The organism is Shinella sp., assembly GCF_049651085.1.
Lineage (GTDB): Bacteria > Pseudomonadota > Alphaproteobacteria > Rhizobiales > Rhizobiaceae > Shinella.
In genome coordinates this window covers 76,523-93,087 of record NZ_JBASBL010000014.1, presented here as the reverse complement: position 1 = coordinate 93,087, position 16,565 = coordinate 76,523, and the positions used below count along the sequence as shown (strand labels likewise).

Below are 16,565 nucleotides of genomic sequence, written 5' to 3'. Positions count from 1 at the left end.
GCATCTAATTCCGGTCCAAGCACCCTCCCAAGGCCCAGCGGCTCCGCCGGGCGCCATCCGTTCAGAAGAAGACCGACCATGGCCCGTGATACCACCGACCAGACCCCCATCCGCTCCGTTGCAGACATGGCCGAGTACCTCGCCGACGGCAACAAGCCGAAGGAAAAGTTCCGCATCGGCACCGAGCACGAAAAATTCGTCTTCTTTACGGCCGACAACAGCCCCGTCCCCTATTTCGGCGAGGCGAGCATTTCGGCGCTTCTCAACGGCATGCAGGCCAAGACCGGCTGGGAGCCGATCATGGATGCCGGCAACATCATCGGCCTTGCCGAACCTTCCGGCATGGGCGCGATCTCGCTGGAGCCGGGCGGCCAGTTCGAGCTTTCCGGCGCGCCGCTGGAAAACCTGCACCAGACCTGCAAGGAATCCAACCAGCACCTGGCCACGCTGCGCGAGATCGCCGAACCGCTCGGCATCCGCTTCCTCGGCATCGGCGGCAGCCCGACATGGTCGTTCGACCAGACGCCGCGCATGCCGAAGAGCCGCTACGACATCATGACCCGCTACATGCCGAAGGTCGGCACCAAGGGCCTCGACATGATGTACCGCACCTGCACGATCCAGGTGAACCTCGACTTCTCCTCCGAAGCCGACATGCGCCGCAAGATGCAGGTGTCGCTGAAGCTGCAGTCGATGGCGACCGCGCTCTTCGCCTCCTCTCCCTTCACCGAAGGCAAGCCGAACGGCCTTCTCTCCTGGCGCGGCGACATCTGGCGCGACACGGACAACAACCGCGCCGGCCTCATCCCCTTCGCGTTCAAGCCGGACTTCGGCTTCATCGACTATGTCGAATGGGCGCTCGACGTGCCGATGTATTTCGTCGTGCGCGACGGCAAGTACCACGACTGCACGCACATCACCTTCCGCCAGTTCATGGCCGGCGCGCTCAAGGGCGAGATTGCCGACTGGGAGCCGAACCTCGGCGACTGGACGAACCACCTTTCCACGCTCTTCCCCGACGTGCGCCTGAAGCGTTTCCTTGAAATGCGTGGCGCCGATGGCGGCCCGTGGCGGCGCATCTGTGCGCTGCCCGCCTTCTGGGTGGGCCTGCTCTATGACGACGGCGCGCTCGATGCCGCCGAAGCCTTGACGCGCGACTGGTCGGTCGAGGAAGTCACCGCGCTTCGCAACGCCGTGCCCGCGCAGGGCCTCAAGGCCGAATTCCGCGGCAAGCCGCTGCTGGATATCGCCCGCGAAGTCGTTTCGATCTCCCGCCAGGGTCTTGCCGCCCGCGCCCGCGTCAATGGCGACGGCGTCGACGAAACCATCTTCCTTGCCCCGCTCGACGAAGTGCTGGCGAAGAAGGCGACGCTCGCCGAAGACATGCTGGCGCTCTACAACGGCCGCTGGAACGGTTCGGTCGAGCCGGTCTTTACCGAATACCAGTACTGAGCGAGGCCGCTGAAAAAGCGGTTTGCGCGGCCAGAATTCCCGTTATAGTGCAGGCAGATGCCTGCCATTGGGCCTGCCAACGGGAAGAGGTTCGCCATGCTTTCGCTCTACGACATGATGATGCAGGCGCAGAACGGCAACGCCGTGGAAACCATGGCGCGCCAGTTCGGCCTTGCGCAGGAGCAGGCGACGAAAGCCGTCGCCGCGCTGATGCCGGCCTTTTCCGAGGGTTTCAAGCGCAACACCGCCAATCCCTATGACATGGCGGCGTTCATGAAGGCGCTGACATCCGGCGAGCACGCCAAATATTTCGAGGACATCAGCCGGGCCTTCACGCCGCAGGGCATGGCGGAGGGCAACGGCATTCTCGGTCATCTCTTCGGCAACAAGGAGGTTTCCCGCGCGATCGCCGCGCAGGCGGCGCAGATGACCGGTATCGGCCAGGAAATCTACAAGCAGATGCTGCCGGTCATGGCGAGCACGCTGATGGGCGGCATCTTCAAGCAGTCGCTCGCGCCGTTCCTTCCCGGCGCAGGCGCGACGCAGGCCAATCCGTTTGCCGACATGATGCAGCAATGGGCCGAGGCGGCGGGTCTGGCGAAAAAGCAGGAACCGGCCAACCCCTTTATCGACAATCCCTTCACGCAGGCTGCCCAGGAATTCTTCGGCGCGGGCCAGAAGAAGGATGCACCGGCCAATCCCTTCACCGACAATCCTTTCGCCAAAGCCTTCCAGGACATGATGGCGAGCATGGCCGGCCAGCCGGCGGCGAGCGAAAAGCCGGGCGAGCCGGAAGCCTCGCCGGCGGATTCGTTGAAAAGCCTCGTCAACACGATGTTCGACACCGGCCTTGAAATGCAGAAGGACTACCAGCGCAACGTCGAGACGATCTTCGAGACCATGCGCGGCGGCATGGACACGGACGGCAGGAAGACCTGACGATCAGGCCGCCTGCCTGCCCAGTTCCGCCTCTGCCGGCACGTTGAACCGTTCGACGATGGCGGCAAGCGAGCGCGTATCGCCGGCAAGACCCGACATGCCGGCCGCCGTCTGGGACACGGCCTGACGGTTCTGGGCCGTCACCTGCTCCATCGCGCCCATCGAGCGGCTGATATCGCCGAGGCTCGACGATTGCTGGTTGGCCGCAGCGGCGATCGAATGGATGTGGTCGTTGATGCGGCTCACCTGCTCGGCAATGCCGGAAAGCGCCGCGCCCGTCTGCTGCACGAGATCCACGCCCTTCGCCACTTCCATGCCCGACTTGGTGATCAGCGCCTTGATGTCCTTGGCCGCAGTGGCCGAGCGCTGGGCGAGTTCGCGCACTTCCTGCGCGACGACAGCAAAGCCCTTGCCGGCCTCCCCTGCCCGCGCCGCCTCGACGCCGGCATTCAGCGCCAGCAGGTTCGTCTGGAAGGCGATCTCGTCGATGACGTTGATGATGCTCGAGATTTCGCGCGAGGCCCCCTCGATGCGCTCCATGGCCGAAACCGCATCCGAGACGACGCCGCTCGACCGATCGGTGCTGCTCTTGGCTTCCGTCGCCATGCGCGTGGCCTCGCCCGCGCGCGCGGTGGAGCTGCGGATCGCCTCCATCATCTGGCCGACAGCCTCGCTCGTGCGCTCCAGCGCCTCGACCTGGCTTTCGGTGCGCTCGGCAATGTCGCGGGCGGCGGCATCGACATGGGCCACCTTGCCATCGATCGAGCGGGCATTGGAGGAAACGGCGGCGATGGTTTCGGCAAGGCGGCGGACGGAGGTGTTGAAGTCCACCCGCAGCTCATCGAGCCCCTCGGCAAATGCATGGTCAATGACCGTCGACAGGTCACCCGCAGACAGGCGCTCCAAGGCCGCACCCAGCGTTTCGACCGCCTCCTGCACCTGACGCTGCTGCTCGGCCTTGGCGGCCTCCTGCGCTCGCTGCTCGCGGGCGGCATGGTCACGCGTCTCCGTGCTCGAACGCTCCAGCGCCTCCTTCTCCAGCGCCGCGGTGCGGAAGACGGCGACGGAACGCACCATGTCGCCGATCTCGTCGGCCCGGTTTTCCCTCGGAAGCTGGATTTCGGTATTGCCGGCGGCAAGGTCGGTCATTGCCCGGACGAGCTGGTGGATCGGCCGCGTCAGCGCGCGGGAGAACACCGTGGCCGCGAAGATCGCAAGACCGATGATCACGGCGGTGAGGCCGAGCACGATCAGCGTGCCGCGCATCAGGCCGGCGCTCGCTTCCGCGCGGGTGATCTTGGCGACCACCGACCAATCCGCGCCGCCGAAGGACAACGGCGAAGCGGCGGCATACAGATCCGTGCCCGCGGCATCGGTGATCGCGCCGTGGGTTTCACTGCCGACCGGCAGGTTCGTGATATCGAGGCGGACCTTCAGTGCGTCCGGCTCGGGCGTGCGGGCGGAATCGGTCAGCACCAGGCCGTCGGCGCGCACCAGCACCGTCTCGCCGGTCTCGCCGAGCCCCTTGCTGTTGCCGAAGATGGCGTCGATCTTGGCGTTCGGCACGCGGATCGCCATGATGCCGAGCGTGCGGCCGTTCATGACGATGGGCGCGGCGACGAAGGCCGCCGGCGCGCCGCCGAGCGCGGCATATTCGGAAAAATCGGAGAAGACGATGGCGCCCGGTTCCTTCAGGGCCATGGCATCGTTGAACGCCGCGGTCAGACCGCTGTCCTTGTAGGGGCCGTCGAGCACGTTCGTGCCGAAATCCTCCGCCTTGGCGACGGAATAGAGCACGTTGCCCTTGGGGTCGATCATGTAGAGATCGTCATAGCCCTGGGATTCCAGGTGCTTGCGGAACGTCACATGATATTGCTTGTGCGATCGGTCGAAATTGTCCTTCTTCGCGGTGTCGAACAGATAGCGCGCGGCCGGCGGATTGGGATTGTTCTCGATATAGCGCTCGTGCAACTCCTTGGCCGGGTCCTTGCCGAGCGCGCCCCAGGCGCCGGCAAAGCCGTAGAAGGCCTGCGTCGTCGGCATTGCGGTGGAATGGCTCAGGAGATCGAGCTTCATGCCTTCCAGATAGGTGCGCGCCTCGTTGCGCCGCCCGTCCGCGGTCGCCTCCAGCTTCTGCATCACCTGTTCGGTGACCGTATCGGCGCTGACGAACAACGACACGGCGCTGGCGGCACCGATGGAAAGAAGCGTGAGCATTGCAGCAGCAAGGGGCAGTTTCCGGGAAATCCGCATGGCGATCCGTCCGATGGCAACGAGACAAGGGTCCGGCTCATCCGGAAGGCAGACAGCGTCATGCCCGCGGAACGGTTCCGCGGCTGCCGGAATGCACGGTAGCCGAGGGTGGTTTACCTAAAGTAAAGCGAATCTGGCGGGAAAACTCGGGAAAAAGCCCGACGCGGACCTTGGGAGTCACGCGTCGGGCAAGCGGCAGGGTTATTGGCTCTCACCCTGCGGGGAAGAATGGCGCCGCCTTGCAAGACAGGGCGGCGACGGCAGACATCAATCCAGGCGGCCGCTGCGCAGGTGACGGCGCGCGCGCTCACGCGCCACGATCGTCAGATACAGGCCGGCATCGGAGAAGAACGAGGCGGACCGAACCTCGTGAACGTCGTAACGGCACAGCCCCATGTCGAAGAGCTGGTGGTCGTCGAGTTCGCTCAACCGGTTGATCACGCGGCGATTCTGCCAGGCGCGAACAAGCATGGAGGCGGCGTTGCGGACACGCGCGAGAAGGGTCGGCGCCTGGCGGCGCTTCGCGAGGGTATCCACTTCCATTCTGCGGTCGATCATGCGCATGGCATTTCTCCTTTCCGGCGCAGCGCTCCATCGTCCTTCGATGGGGTTTCGCAGACGCCCGTGATCATTCACCGCCCACAGGGATGGGCGGCGGTTCAAAGGTCATGTCTCAAGAAGAGCCGTCTGCCGGAGGTCGTGGCGAGGCGGCGTATTCTTCGAACGGCGACCGGCGGGCCGGGATCAATCGTTCGACACCCCGTTTTTCGCAGAATCCCATTGATCAGTCCAACGAATGTTTCTAATAGTATCAATCAAACAATCTTATGAGTAACATTATGTCCGCTCCGCTAGACATCGATCAGCTCCAGACCTTCGTGGCGATTGCAGATACCGGGAGTTTCACGCGGGCGGCGGAGCGGGTCTTCAAGACCCAGTCGGCCGTCTCGATGCAGATGCGGCGGCTTGAGGAGCGTATCGGCAAGCAGCTCTTCATGAAGGACGGTCGCGGCAACCGGCTGACCGCCGAGGGCGAGCGCCTGCTCAACTATGCCCGCCGGATGATGCGCCTCAACAACGAAGCCATCGCCGCCTTCGACGACAACCGCCTCGAAGGCATGCTTCGCATCGGCACGCCGGACGACTATGCCGACCGCTACATGCCGGAAATCATCATGCGGTTTGCCAAGACGCATCCCAATGTCGAGCTTTACATCGTCTGCGAGCCATCGGTGGACCTTGCGGAAAAGATGGCCAAGGGCGAACTCGATATCGCGCTCGTGACGCACAATCCGCGCCAGCGCCAGTCCGATGTCGTGCGCACGGAACCGCTCTGCTGGGTCATGTCGGCAAACCATCCCCTGCCGGAGAATGCGCCGGTGCCGCTCGCCGTCGGCCGGCGCGACTGCCAGTGGCGGCAGATCGCCTGCGGGGCGCTCGATTCGGTCGGGCGCGACTATCAGGTCTTGTTCACGAGCTGGTCCTCCACCGTCGTCGCCGCCGCCGTCATGGCGGGCATGGCGGTCTCGGTCCTGCCGGAATCGGCGCTGCGCCCCGGCATGAAGGTGCTGACGCAGGCCGACGGCTTTCCGCCGCTCGCGCCGGTGCAGATCGGCATCATGCGGCGGCCCGGCCTTTCGCCCTCGCTCTCAAACGCGATCACAAGCCATATCACCGCCTGCCTCGACAACATCACCCCGCTGACGGCCGCCGACGACCTGACCGAAGCCGAGGTGAAGATCTTTCCGCGCGTGCAGCGGCTCCGGCCGGGGCATATCCTGCCCGGATGGTGACACTCATTCCCATGGACGGCGCTCCCACCGGCAAGGTCGGGCCGTCCAGGGTGACGATCCGCCTTGCCCGCGAAGACGAAATCGAGACGCTGCGGCAGATCGAGCGCTCGGCTGCGCAGTCCTTCCGGCTGATCGAGGCCTTCTCGTGGCTGGCCGTGGGCGACGTGCAGTCGGCCGAACGGCACCGCGATCTCATCGGCAAGGGCACGAACTGGGTGGCAGCTGCCGGCGACGACGAGCCGGTCGGTTTTCTCAGCGCCGAGATCATCGGGCGCGACCTGCACATCTGGGAGATTTCCGTCGACCACCTGCATCAGGGCTTCGGGATCGGCCGCAAGCTGATCGGGCATGCGACAGACGAAGCCGCACGCCGCAACCTCGATGCCGTGACGCTCACGACCTTCCGCACCATTCCCTGGAACTGCCCGTTCTATGAACGGCTCGGCTTTCGCACACTGGATGATGATGCGCTTTCACCGCGCCTTGCGGATGTGCTGGACGAGGAAGCCGGGCACGGGCTTTCGCGCGATACGCGCTGCGCCATGCAGCTGACGCAACCCGGCACATAAAACCCCGGCATGTCGCCACGCCGGGGTAGTAGACGCATCAGGATGCGTTGCGATCAATCGTAGGTGGCTTCCTTGCCGTCGAAATAGATCGTGCTCGCATCGCAGATGTTGATCGTCGTCTCATCACCCTTGATGCTGGAACCGTCCTCGCCTTCCCAGCTGACATAGAATTCGATGTCGCACGGGCCGTCGTAGTTGAACTCCATGTTGGCGGTTTCCCCGCCATTGAGCTTGAAGTCCATCCAGTTGGCGCTCCATTCGCCGTTCTCGCCGGTGTAGAACCCGTCGATGATGTAGTCAGAGCTGTTCTTGATGTCGAACTTCATGCCGGCGGCGAGAGCGGCCGGCGCACAGATGAGCAGCGTCGCCGCGGCAAAGGCGGCAATCGATTTGGTGACGATGGATTTCACGGAAATTTTCCTGTCTGACTGATGATGATACCGCTCGCCCGATGCTGCAATATTTTGCTTGGCCGCAAGCGCGCGGTGTTGCTGTTGCCCCTAAACAAACGGGGCCGGGTCCGCCTGGAACCTGGCTCCGTTTTGTCAAACGGATCAGTCATTTGCTTTATTCTGCCCGGCAATCCACCTAGGCAAGATTCTTCTTCAGGAACGCAACCGTGCGCTGCCAGGCAAGGTCGGCTGCGGCCTTGTCGTAGCGCGCGGCCGAGGTATCGTTGTTGAAGGCATGGTTGACACCGTCATAGATGTGGATCTCGACAGCCTTTCCGTTGGCTTCAAGTGCCTTGCGATAGGCCTCGATGCCGGCATTGATGCGCTCGTCGAGGCCGGCATAGTGCAGCATCAGCGCCGCCTGGATGTTCGGCACGTCTTCGGCGGGCGGCTGCGCGCCGTAGTAGGCGACGCCTGCCTTCAGCTCCCGCGATTTCGTGGCGAGGCGGTTGACGAGACCGCCGCCCCAGCAGAAGCCGATGGCGCCGACCTTGCCGTTCGCGCCGTCGAGCTTGGCGAGGAATTGCAGGCTCTCCTGCGCATTGGCCACCGTCGCCGCCGGATCGAGCTTGCCGATCATGTCACGCGCCTGGTCCTCGTTGTCCGGCGTGCCACCGGAAGGCGAGAGAAAGTCGGGGGCGAGCGCGATGAAACCCTCCAGGGCCATGCGGCGGGCGACGTCGCGGATATGCGGGTTGAGCCCGCGGTTCTCGTGGATGACGATGACGCTGCCGAGCGGGCCTGTCACTGCCTTGGGGCGCACGAGATAGCCCTTCATCTCGCCGGAACTGCCGCCATAGACGACATCCTTGGCGGAAAGGCGCTCGTCACTTGCGGCGATCATCTCGGCGCTTGCGGAATTGGCCGCAAGCAGCGGCGCGATGGCGGCCGCCGCAACGCCGGACCCGGCAAGCGCCGTCAGGCGCTCCATGAAACTGCGTCGGTCGAGGGTCAGATGGGTATATTCGTCATAGGCGTCGATCATCGCCTGCGTAATCTGCGGCTTGTCCATGGCGGATCCTCCGGTTTTCCAGCCGAAGCATAAGATAGGCCGCCGCCTGAAAGCCGCCGCACACAACTGCGTTACCGCAATCAGGTCATGGCGAGCCAGACGCCGAGCCAGATCCACAGGAGCATGACGACCAGCAGCCCCGCGATGAACAGCGGGCGGCGATAGCGCAGGCGGTTGCTGGTGACATGCACATAGGCATGGGCGTAGCGCAGCGCCACGAACAGCCAGCCGCCGGCAACGGTGACCGGATTGTCGGCATCGACGAGATAGAGAAGGATGCTCACGGCATAAAAGAGCACCGGCAGTTCGAACTGGTTGGCGATGGCGTTCTTGACGACAAGGCTTTCAGCCGGCTCCTCGCGATTTTCGCGGAACTGGTCGGGCCGGGCGCGCCCGTCCTTGACCGCGCCGACGCGGCGGGTGGAGAGCAGCAAATAAAGGCAGAAGACGAGCGCGACATGCGCGATCATCGGCCAGATCGTGGCTTCCGTGGGAGACATGGGATTCCTTCGACTTGTCGTTGAGCCTGTTGCAAGCGCTTGCGGATGAATAAGTGTTTCGGCCGCAAGCCTCAACCGGAAAGGGCCATGGCGACAAGCCGAAGGAACGGCGCGCTTATTGCGGTGTCAGGATTTCGGTGCCCGAACCGTCCTTGCCGCTGATCGTCCAGGCGCCTTCCAGCGATCCGTCGCTCTGCACCTGATAGACGATGAGCCCGATGGCGTCGCCCAGCACGTAGCCGGCGGCGAAGGCGTTGTCGTAGAGCATGCAGATGCCGTTCGAGGTCGCCGTACCGGTATGCCATTCGATCGAGCAGGTCGTCTCGCTCGTCAGTTCGATCGTCGCCGTGCCGCTATAGGCCGAACCGTCGAAATTCGTGCCCTTGACGTTATAGGTGCCGGCATTGACCGTCTGTGCCTGCGCAGGCACGACCAATCCCAGGCCCAGAAGGGCGCCAGCCAGTATCTTCTTCATGATGTCCCCCAGATGAAACCGGCGCGATTGCCAGCATTCCATCCTATGCACATGCAGGATAAAACGGAACAGCAACAGAAGACGAAAATGCCCGGCAAAGCCGGGCATTTCACGGTTCATCAGGGCAGCCGGACGATCAGGCAGCGCCGGGATAGTTCGGGCTTTCGCGGGTGATCGTCACGTCGTGGGCGTGGCTTTCGCGAAGGCCCGCGCCGGAGATACGCACGAAGGTCGCCTTTTGCTGGAAGTCCTTGAGGTCGTGGCCGCCGACATAGCCCATGGAGGCCTTGAGGCCACCGGCGAGCTGATGCAGCACGCCCGAAACCGGCCCCTTGTAGGGAACCTGGCCCTCGACGCCTTCCGGCACGAGCTTCAGCGTGTCGCGCACTTCCGCCTGGAAGTAGCGGTCTGCCGAGCCGCGCGCCATGGCGCCGACGGAGCCCATGCCGCGATAGGCCTTGAAGGAGCGGCCCTGGTAGAGGAAGACCTCGCCCGGGCTTTCATCCGTGCCGGCCAGCAGCGAACCGACCATGACGGCCGAAGCGCCGGCGGCGATCGCCTTGGCGAGGTCGCCGGAGAACTTGATGCCGCCATCGGCGATGACTGGAATGTCGAGAGCCTGCGCTGCCTCGACGGACGCCATGATGGCAGCGAGCTGCGGCACGCCGACGCCGGCGACGATGCGCGTGGTGCAGATCGAGCCCGGACCGATGCCGACCTTGACCGCATCCGCACCGACGTCGATCAGCGCCCTGGTGCCGTCCGCCGTGGCGACGTTGCCGGCCATGATGCGCACCGTGCTCGAAAGCTTCTTCACGCGGGCGACGGCATCGAGCACGCGCTGCGAATGGCCGTGCGCGGTATCCACGACGATCAGGTCGATGCCGGCATCGATGAGGCGCTCGGCGCGCTCGAAGCCGTCATCGCCGACGGAGATTGCCGCGGCGGCGCGAAGCCGGCCCTGTGCGTCCTTCGAGGCATTGGGGTTGAGCTGGGACTTTTCCATGTCCTTGACGGTGATGAGACCGACGCAGCGGCCATCACCATCGACAACCAGCAGCTTTTCGATGCGGTGGCGGTGCAGCAGGCGCTTGGCTTCCTGCTGATCGACGTTCTCCTTGACCGTGATGAGGTTCTCGCGGGTCATCAGTTCGTAAATCTTCTGCGCCGGATCCGAGGCGAAGCGCACGTCGCGGTTCGTCAGGATGCCGACGAGACGTCCGGCCTTGCCGATACCGCCGTTCTCGACGACGGGAATCCCCGAAATGCCGTGATCCTTCATCAGCGCCAGCGCGTCGGCGAGCGTGGCATCCGGGCCGATCGTCACGGGGTTGATGACCATGCCGCTTTCGAACTTCTTGACCTGGCGGACTTCTTCGGCCTGCTCGGAGGGCGTCAGGTTGCGGTGGATGACGCCGAGGCCGCCGGCCTGCGCCATGGCGATGGCCAGACGGCTTTCCGTCACCGTGTCCATCGCGGAGGAAAGGATCGGCAGGTTCAGCTCGAAATCATGCGCGATGCGGGTCGCAATGTTGGTCTGACCCGGCATGACCTCGGAGTGACCGGGCTGCAGGAGGACGTCGTCGAAGGTCAGTGCTTCGAGACCGGTTGCCGTTTCAATGATGCGCGCCATAGGCCAAGTTCCTTTTAGGGTAAAGCTTACGCACCAAGGGGGAACATTGGGAGTGTCCACCTCGGTTGCTTGCAAGAAATTCTTGGAAGTTGGCGAGGGCTGGTAACACGTTCATGACGGATTGGAAATAGCAAAACGCCCGGAATCGCTCCCGGGCGCTCGTCTGCACACAGGCGCTGGGCTCAAATGTCGAACTGGTAGCTCACCGGCACGAAGCGATATCCCTCGCCGCCCTTCTCGACAAAACCGGCCGCCGGAAACGGCATGTGGTAGCCGATGAAGGCCAGCCTGTCCGCGGCGATCATGTCGAAGACCCGTTTGCGGGTCGCGGCGGCTGCGGCCTTGTCCATGTCGAAACGCACTTCCCAGTCCGGCCGTTGCAGCGACAGCACGTAGTGGTTTGCCGTGTCCGCCGTCAGGATCAGCGCCTTGCCCTCCGACTCGACGCGGAAGATCATGTGGCCCGGCGAATGGCCGAAGGCGTCGAGGCCGGTGATGCCGGGCACGACCTCGCCTTCGTTCTCGATGAAGGTCAGCTTCTCGGCGAGCGGCTGCACCTTGGCGAGCACGCCCTGATGGCCCTGTTCGGCGGGCGTTCCCATGCGCTCCGGATTGACCCAGAAATCGTATTCCGTGCGGCCGGTGACGTAGCGCGCATTGGGGAAAGCCGGCTTGCCGCCCTCCATAAGCCCGCCGATATGGTCGCCATGCATATGGGTCAGGACTACGACGGAGATCTGATCCGGCGTGTAGCCGGCTTGGTTCAGCCCTTCGAGCAGGCGTCCCATCCCCGCGTCACGCCCGCCCTCGCCCATGCCCGTGTCGAAGAGCACCACTTCGGCGCCCGTATCGACGAGCGTCGGCGTGAAACTGTTGACGAAGGAGTCGGCCGGCAGGAAATTTTCCGCAAGAAGCGCGCCCACCGCGTCGGCGGACTGGTTGGTGCCGAAGGTCTCGTTCGGCGCGCCCGACTGGCGAATGCCGTCACGCACGGTCAGGACACGAAAGCTGCCAAGCTTCAGGCTGCGTATCTCTAGGGGGCTTACTCTCATGTCGGTGGCGTCGCTTCCGGTTTGGGCAAAGGCGGCCGCGCGGCTTAGCACCAGCGGCGCGGCCAATGTGCCGACGCCGACGGCCAGAAACAAGGATCGGCGCGAGATTGTCGATTGATGTCCCATGGATCTACCTTCTTTGGTGAATGGCTGCATCGACAGCAGGATGACACGCGTCCATCTAGGGCGCTGTCACGATCCTATCCCGCCGCATCACGGGCTTGTGATGCGGCGACTTCCCCTTTCCCGATTTGACAGACGGCGGAGAGGGGCGCAGAAAACGGACGGATCCGCGCTCGCGCGCCTCCGCTTTCTTCGAAACGCGATGTGCAGATGAACCGTATCGTTCCCCTCATTCTCGCCGTCGCGCTCTTCATGGAGCAGATGGACTCCACCGTCATCTCCACGTCGCTGCCGGCCATCGCCGCCGATCTCGGCGTCGGGCCGATCACGCTGAAGCTCGCGCTGACCTCCTACATGGTGTCGCTCGCGACCTTCATTCCGCTGAGCGGCTGGATGGCGGACCGGTTCGGGGCAAAACGCATCTTCCGCCTTGCGATCCTCGTCTTCGTTGCCGGCTCCATCCTGTGCGCGGTCGCCGACAGCCTCGTCGCCTTCATCGTCTCGCGCTTCCTGCAGGGCATGGGCGGCGCGATGATGACGCCGGTGGCGCGCCTCGTTCTGGTGCGCAGCACGTCGCGTTCCGAACTGGTCTCCGCCATGGCGCTGCTGACCATCCCCGCGCTGGTCGGCCCCCTCGCCGGCCCGCCGCTCGGCGGCTTCATCACCACCTATTTTTCCTGGCACTGGATCTTTCTCATCAATGTGCCGGTCGGCATTGTCGGCTATGTTCTTTCCGGCCTCTACCTGCCGGATATCCGCGCCGCCGCGCCGCCGCCGCTCGACTGGAAAGGCTTCTTCCTCAGCGCCATTGCCGCCTCCGGCACGATGTTCGGCCTGTCGGTGGTGAGCCTCCCCGCCCTGCCGCCTGTCATCGGGATCGTCACCACCGTCATCGGCCTTGCCTGCGGCGTCCTCTATGTCCGCCACGCAAGACGCCATCCGACGCCGCTGCTCGACCTCAAGCTGTTCCGCGACAGCGCGTTTCGCGCCGCCGCGATCGGCGGCACGCTGTTCCGCATTTCCGTTGGCGCCGTGCCCTTCCTGATGCCGCTGATGCTGCAGGTCGGTTTCGGCCTGTCACCGTTCCAGTCCGGCCTCGTCACCTTCACCGGCGCCATCGGAGCGATCACCACCAAGTTCATCGCCAAGCGCGTGCTGACCTTCGCGGGCTTCCGCACGACCCTCATCGTCGCCGCGATCTGCGGCGCGGCGCTGACCTTCGTGAACGGCCTCTTCACGACGGCGACACCCTTCTGGCTCATGGCGGGCGTGTTGCTGATCACCGGCTTTGCCCGCTCCTTCTTCTTCACCAGCGTGAACGCGCTTTCCTTCGCCGATATCTCGAACGAGGACGCCAGCAAGGCGACATCGATGAGCGCCGTGCTTCAGCAGATCAGCCTTGCGCTCGGCGTCGCGGTGGCGGGCACCATTCTCGAAATCGAGACCACCCTGACCGGCTCGCCGCTGGAGCTGCGCGATTTCCAGATCGCCTTCATGGTGATTTCGGCCCTGACGCTGCTTTCCGTCATTCCGTTCATCGCCATGGCCAGGAACGCCGGCGCGGCCGTTTCCGGCCACCGCACGGCCACGGGGGAAGAAGAAACGGCGGCGGTGAAGTAGGAGAGCTATTCCGGCTTTTCGCAGACGGCAACTAGCTTGTTGCCGTCGTGATCGCGCACGAAGGCCGCGTAGAAGCTGGCATGGAACGGGCGAAGTCCCGGCGCGCCCTCGTCCGTGCCGCCCGCGGCAAGCGCTGCCGCATGGAAAGCGTCGACGGCGGCACGATCAGGGGCAACGAGGGCGATGGTCACGCCATTGCCATAGGTCGCCGGTTCCCGGTTGAAGGGCTCCACCACCCAGAAGCGGCAACGCACGTCGCCGTCCGAACCGTAGCCGATCTCGCCCGGCGCGTCCTTCTGCCGCCGGTAGCCGATGAGTGGCAGGACGGCGTCGTAGAAGCGGCCGGCACGCGTCAGGTCGTTGGTGCCGACGGTGGCATAGAGCAGCATCAGGCCTCCGCTTCCGTCTCCGCCTCTTCTTGCGGCTGGCGGCCCTTGAAGCCCTTCGCCAGCAGGAACATTTCCACCGATTCGGCGCGCGAGGCGCCCGGCTTGATGTGGATGACCTGCTTGAAATTCTTCTTGAGCATGGCGAGCAGTTCGCGCTCGGTGCCACCCTGGAAGGTCTTTGCTAGGAAATGCCCGCCCTCGGCCAGCACCTCCACCGCGAACTGCGCGGCGACCTCGCACAGATGCATGGTGCGAAGATGGTCCGTCTGGCGGTGGCCGGTCGTCGGCGCCGCCATGTCGGAGAAGACGAGGTTCGGCGCCCCGCCGACCGCCTCGATGAGTTTCTGCGGCGCCTCCGGCTCCAGGAAGTCCATCTGGAGGATGTTCACGCCCGGCAGCGGATCCATTTCGAGGAAATCGATGGCGGCGACGCGCGGGTCTCCATCGGTCGAATCCGTCACCTTGGCGGCGATCTGCGACCAGCTTCCCGGCGCTGCGCCAAGGTCGATGATGCGCTTGGCGCCGGAAAGAATGTTGTGCTTCTCGTCGATCTCCAGCAGCTTGAACGCCGCGCGGGCGCGATAGCCCTCGAGCTTGGCGCGCTGCACATAGGGATCGTTGATATGGCGTTCGAGCCAGCGGCGCGAGGACGCCTTGAGCTTGCCCTTCTTGACCTTCTGGCCGAGCTTGCGGCCGGTACGGTTGCCGCCGACGGGGGGCTTGGTCATGATGCCTGTCCTTCGGGCTTTGCCGGATTGCGTTGTCCGCCGCGATGATTGCGGCGGTGGCGGCCACGACGCCATACGCCGTCATCCGCCATCATATCGGTGAGCAGGCCTTCGCGCAGGCCCCGGTCGGCCACGCGCATGCGGCGCGACGGCCAGCGCTTGCGGATTGCCTCCAGGATGGCGCAACCGGCGAGCACGAGGTCTGCCCGGTCCGGCCCGATGCAGGGATTGGCCGCGCGGGCGGTGAAATCCCAGGACAGAAGCCGCGCCTGCATGGCCGTGACCTCGTCGTCCGAAAGCCAGACGCCATCAACGCGGCGGCGATCGTAGCGCGGCAGGTCAAGATGCACGCCCGCAAGCGTCGTCACCGTGCCCGACGTGCCGATGAGGTGGAAATCCTCCGGCGCATGGACGAGTTCGACGGGGCAATCGAAGCCTGCCAGCATGCCCTCGACTTCCGAGACCATGCCCGCAAAGCTTTCCGGCGTCACGTCGCGCCCGCCATGGCGTTCGGAAAGCGTGACGACGCCGACCGGCAGCGAGGTCCAGTGCGTGATGTGATTGGCAAGGCGGCTGGACCGGTTGTCGCCGATGCGGATGACCGCGATTTCCGACGAGCCGCCGCCGATATCGAAGAGCACGACGGATTTCGCCTCGCGCCCGACAAGCGAGGAGCAGCCGGAAACCGCAAGCCGCGCCTCGGTCTCCCGGTTGATGACCTCGAGATCGAGCCCGGTTTCTTCCATCACCCGTTCAAGGAAGGCCTCGCCGTTTTCCGCCGCTCGGCAGGCCTCGGTGGCGATCAGCCGGGCGCGGCGGATGTTGCGGTGCTTGAGCTTGGCGGCGCAGATCTTCAACGCCTCGACGGACCGGTCCATCGCCTCGTCGGAAAGCCGGCCGCTTGCCGCAAGACCTTCGCCGAGGCGTACGATCCGCGAGAAGGCGTCGACGACGCGGAACTGGCCGGGCCGGGTCGGCTGGGCGATAAGCAGGCGGCAATTGTTGGTGCCGAGATCGAGCGCGGCATAGAGCGGTGCGTCATAGCCGTCACGATCGGCAGGGCGATAGGCCGGCGCGGCCTCGCGGCGCATTTCGGGCGACGGCTGGGCAATGCGCGATTCGGCGGCGGGCTCCATCGCCGGGTGGGCGGCAACCGTATCCCCGACGGGCGCCGCAACGCGCGATGCCGCCTTCTTGCCGCGGTGTTTCCGGCGATTTTTCCGGCCCTCGTCCTGGCGCTGCTCCCGCTGGGGGGATTCGCGCTGGCCGACGGGCGCAAGCGGGCGCACGTTCTCGCTGCCGACGCCCTTGCTGCGCCGGCGGCGCTTGTTCCTGCGCGCGGTGTCGCCATTTTCAATGGCCTTGGGGCGCTCAGCCGGTCCGGACATGCCGGCCGCCTGGCCTGCGGACAGGGAAACGCCAGAGGGACTGATCGCGCCCTTCTGCTTTCCCTTGCGCCGGCGCGACCGCTTGGGTCGTGCCGTATCGCCCGCATCGCGCGCCCCGGAAACGGACGGCTTTTCGCCGCTGTCGGGGTCGTTCACATCATTGCCTATGGCGCCGCGCAAAGCTGAA

Annotated in this window: 16 protein-coding genes; 5 read left to right on the top strand and 11 right to left on the bottom strand. The window is 64.8% G+C overall.

What is annotated here, in order from left to right:
* Window positions 1-78: 78 nt before the first annotated feature.
* Window positions 79-1,452, top strand: a complete 1,374-nt coding sequence (locus WA950_RS08405) for a glutamate--cysteine ligase (protein ID WP_424551253.1) — start codon at window positions 79-81, stop codon at window positions 1,450-1,452.
* A 96-nt stretch (window positions 1,453-1,548) separates the two neighbouring features.
* Window positions 1,549-2,391 carry a DUF937 domain-containing protein gene (locus WA950_RS08400; RefSeq protein ID WP_424551252.1) on the top strand — a complete coding sequence of 281 codons (843 nt, stop codon included), beginning with the start codon at window positions 1,549-1,551 and terminating at the stop codon, window positions 2,389-2,391.
* Between the two features lie 3 nt (window positions 2,392-2,394).
* Here the strand turns inward: WA950_RS08400 and WA950_RS08395 are convergent, their stop codons facing one another.
* Together WA950_RS08395 and WA950_RS08390 are read right to left on the bottom strand one after the other, a co-directional pair.
* Entirely contained in the window at window positions 2,395-4,644 is a 2,250-nt protein-coding gene (locus WA950_RS08395; RefSeq protein ID WP_424551251.1) for a methyl-accepting chemotaxis protein, read from the bottom strand.
* Window positions 4,645-4,911: 267 nt separating this feature from the next.
* Window positions 4,912-5,208 (bottom strand): DUF1127 domain-containing protein, encoded by a 297-nt coding sequence (locus WA950_RS08390; RefSeq protein ID WP_424551250.1) that lies wholly within the window; start codon window positions 5,206-5,208, stop codon window positions 4,912-4,914.
* A 275-nt stretch (window positions 5,209-5,483) separates the two neighbouring features.
* On the opposite strand from WA950_RS08390, the gene WA950_RS08385 reads away from it, so the two are divergent.
* Window positions 5,484-6,437, top strand: coding sequence for a LysR substrate-binding domain-containing protein (locus WA950_RS08385; protein ID WP_424551249.1), 954 nt, complete (start codon window positions 5,484-5,486; stop codon window positions 6,435-6,437).
* An 11-nt stretch (window positions 6,438-6,448) separates the two neighbouring features.
* On the top strand, window positions 6,449-7,006 hold the full coding sequence (locus WA950_RS08380) for a GNAT family N-acetyltransferase (protein ID WP_424551248.1): 558 nt from the start codon (window positions 6,449-6,451) through the stop codon (window positions 7,004-7,006).
* 53 nt (window positions 7,007-7,059) lie between these two features.
* Here the strand turns inward: WA950_RS08380 and WA950_RS08375 are convergent, their stop codons facing one another.
* The 6 genes from WA950_RS08375 to WA950_RS08350 all read right to left on the bottom strand — a co-directional run bounded on the left by WA950_RS08375 (window position 7,060) and on the right by WA950_RS08350 (window position 12,256).
* Window positions 7,060-7,416, bottom strand: a complete 357-nt coding sequence (locus WA950_RS08375; RefSeq protein ID WP_424551247.1) for a hypothetical protein — start codon at window positions 7,414-7,416, stop codon at window positions 7,060-7,062.
* Window positions 7,417-7,594: 178 nt separating this feature from the next.
* Window positions 7,595-8,470 carry a dienelactone hydrolase family protein gene (locus WA950_RS08370; protein WP_424551246.1) on the bottom strand — a complete coding sequence of 292 codons (876 nt, stop codon included), beginning with the start codon at window positions 8,468-8,470 and terminating at the stop codon, window positions 7,595-7,597.
* A gap of 80 nt (window positions 8,471-8,550) precedes the next feature.
* Window positions 8,551-8,970 carry an MAPEG family protein gene (locus WA950_RS08365; protein ID WP_424551245.1) on the bottom strand — a complete coding sequence of 140 codons (420 nt, stop codon included), beginning with the start codon at window positions 8,968-8,970 and terminating at the stop codon, window positions 8,551-8,553.
* A gap of 115 nt (window positions 8,971-9,085) precedes the next feature.
* Entirely contained in the window at window positions 9,086-9,445 is a 360-nt protein-coding gene (locus WA950_RS08360; RefSeq protein WP_424551244.1) for a hypothetical protein, read from the bottom strand.
* Window positions 9,446-9,581: 136 nt separating this feature from the next.
* A complete protein-coding gene (gene guaB / locus WA950_RS08355) occupies window positions 9,582-11,078 on the bottom strand; it encodes an IMP dehydrogenase (RefSeq protein ID WP_424551243.1) in 1,497 nt (498 codons plus the stop codon).
* A gap of 182 nt (window positions 11,079-11,260) precedes the next feature.
* Window positions 11,261-12,256, bottom strand: coding sequence for an MBL fold metallo-hydrolase (locus WA950_RS08350; RefSeq protein WP_424551242.1), 996 nt, complete (start codon window positions 12,254-12,256; stop codon window positions 11,261-11,263).
* A 207-nt stretch (window positions 12,257-12,463) separates the two neighbouring features.
* On the opposite strand from WA950_RS08350, the gene WA950_RS08345 reads away from it, so the two are divergent.
* Complete coding sequence (locus WA950_RS08345; protein ID WP_424551241.1) at window positions 12,464-13,873, top strand: DHA2 family efflux MFS transporter permease subunit; 1,410 nt, start codon at window positions 12,464-12,466, stop codon at window positions 13,871-13,873.
* A 5-nt stretch (window positions 13,874-13,878) separates the two neighbouring features.
* Here the strand turns inward: WA950_RS08345 and WA950_RS08340 are convergent, their stop codons facing one another.
* The 3 genes from WA950_RS08340 to WA950_RS08330 are packed head-to-tail and all read right to left on the bottom strand — an operon-like array spanning window position 13,879 to window position 16,534.
* Window positions 13,879-14,262 (bottom strand): VOC family protein, encoded by a 384-nt coding sequence (locus WA950_RS08340; RefSeq protein WP_424551240.1) that lies wholly within the window; start codon window positions 14,260-14,262, stop codon window positions 13,879-13,881.
* Window positions 14,262-14,990, bottom strand: a complete 729-nt coding sequence (locus WA950_RS08335; protein ID WP_424551239.1) for an RlmE family RNA methyltransferase — start codon at window positions 14,988-14,990, stop codon at window positions 14,262-14,264. Before WA950_RS08335 ends, WA950_RS08340 begins: the two co-directional genes overlap by 1 nt.
* Window positions 14,987-16,534 carry a Ppx/GppA phosphatase family protein gene (locus WA950_RS08330; RefSeq protein WP_424551238.1) on the bottom strand — a complete coding sequence of 516 codons (1,548 nt, stop codon included), beginning with the start codon at window positions 16,532-16,534 and terminating at the stop codon, window positions 14,987-14,989. Before WA950_RS08330 ends, WA950_RS08335 begins: the two co-directional genes overlap by 4 nt.
* Between the last annotated feature and the right edge of the window lie 31 nt (window positions 16,535-16,565).

Excerpts from the sequence above, each read along its gene's own strand:
- WA950_RS08405 (WP_424551253.1), top strand. The coding sequence starts at position 79 with ATGGCCCGTGATACCACCGACCAGACCCCCATCCGCTCCGTTGCAGAC.
- WA950_RS08400 (WP_424551252.1), top strand. The coding sequence starts at position 1,549 with ATGCTTTCGCTCTACGACATGATGATGCAGGCGCAGAACGGCAACGCC.
- WA950_RS08395 (WP_424551251.1), bottom strand. The coding sequence starts at position 4,644 with ATGCGGATTTCCCGGAAACTGCCCCTTGCTGCTGCAATGCTCACGCTT.
- WA950_RS08390 (WP_424551250.1), bottom strand. The coding sequence starts at position 5,208 with ATGCGCATGATCGACCGCAGAATGGAAGTGGATACCCTCGCGAAGCGC.
- WA950_RS08385 (WP_424551249.1), top strand. The coding sequence starts at position 5,484 with ATGTCCGCTCCGCTAGACATCGATCAGCTCCAGACCTTCGTGGCGATT.
- WA950_RS08380 (WP_424551248.1), top strand. The coding sequence starts at position 6,449 with ATGGACGGCGCTCCCACCGGCAAGGTCGGGCCGTCCAGGGTGACGATC.
- WA950_RS08370 (WP_424551246.1), bottom strand. The coding sequence starts at position 8,470 with ATGGACAAGCCGCAGATTACGCAGGCGATGATCGACGCCTATGACGAA.
- WA950_RS08365 (WP_424551245.1), bottom strand. The coding sequence starts at position 8,970 with ATGTCTCCCACGGAAGCCACGATCTGGCCGATGATCGCGCATGTCGCG.
- WA950_RS08360 (WP_424551244.1), bottom strand. The coding sequence starts at position 9,445 with ATGAAGAAGATACTGGCTGGCGCCCTTCTGGGCCTGGGATTGGTCGTG.
- guaB (WP_424551243.1), bottom strand. The coding sequence starts at position 11,078 with ATGGCGCGCATCATTGAAACGGCAACCGGTCTCGAAGCACTGACCTTC.
- WA950_RS08350 (WP_424551242.1), bottom strand. The coding sequence starts at position 12,256 with ATGGGACATCAATCGACAATCTCGCGCCGATCCTTGTTTCTGGCCGTC.
- WA950_RS08345 (WP_424551241.1), top strand. The coding sequence starts at position 12,464 with ATGAACCGTATCGTTCCCCTCATTCTCGCCGTCGCGCTCTTCATGGAG.
- WA950_RS08340 (WP_424551240.1), bottom strand. The coding sequence starts at position 14,262 with ATGCTGCTCTATGCCACCGTCGGCACCAACGACCTGACGCGTGCCGGC.
- WA950_RS08335 (WP_424551239.1), bottom strand. The coding sequence starts at position 14,990 with ATGACCAAGCCCCCCGTCGGCGGCAACCGTACCGGCCGCAAGCTCGGC.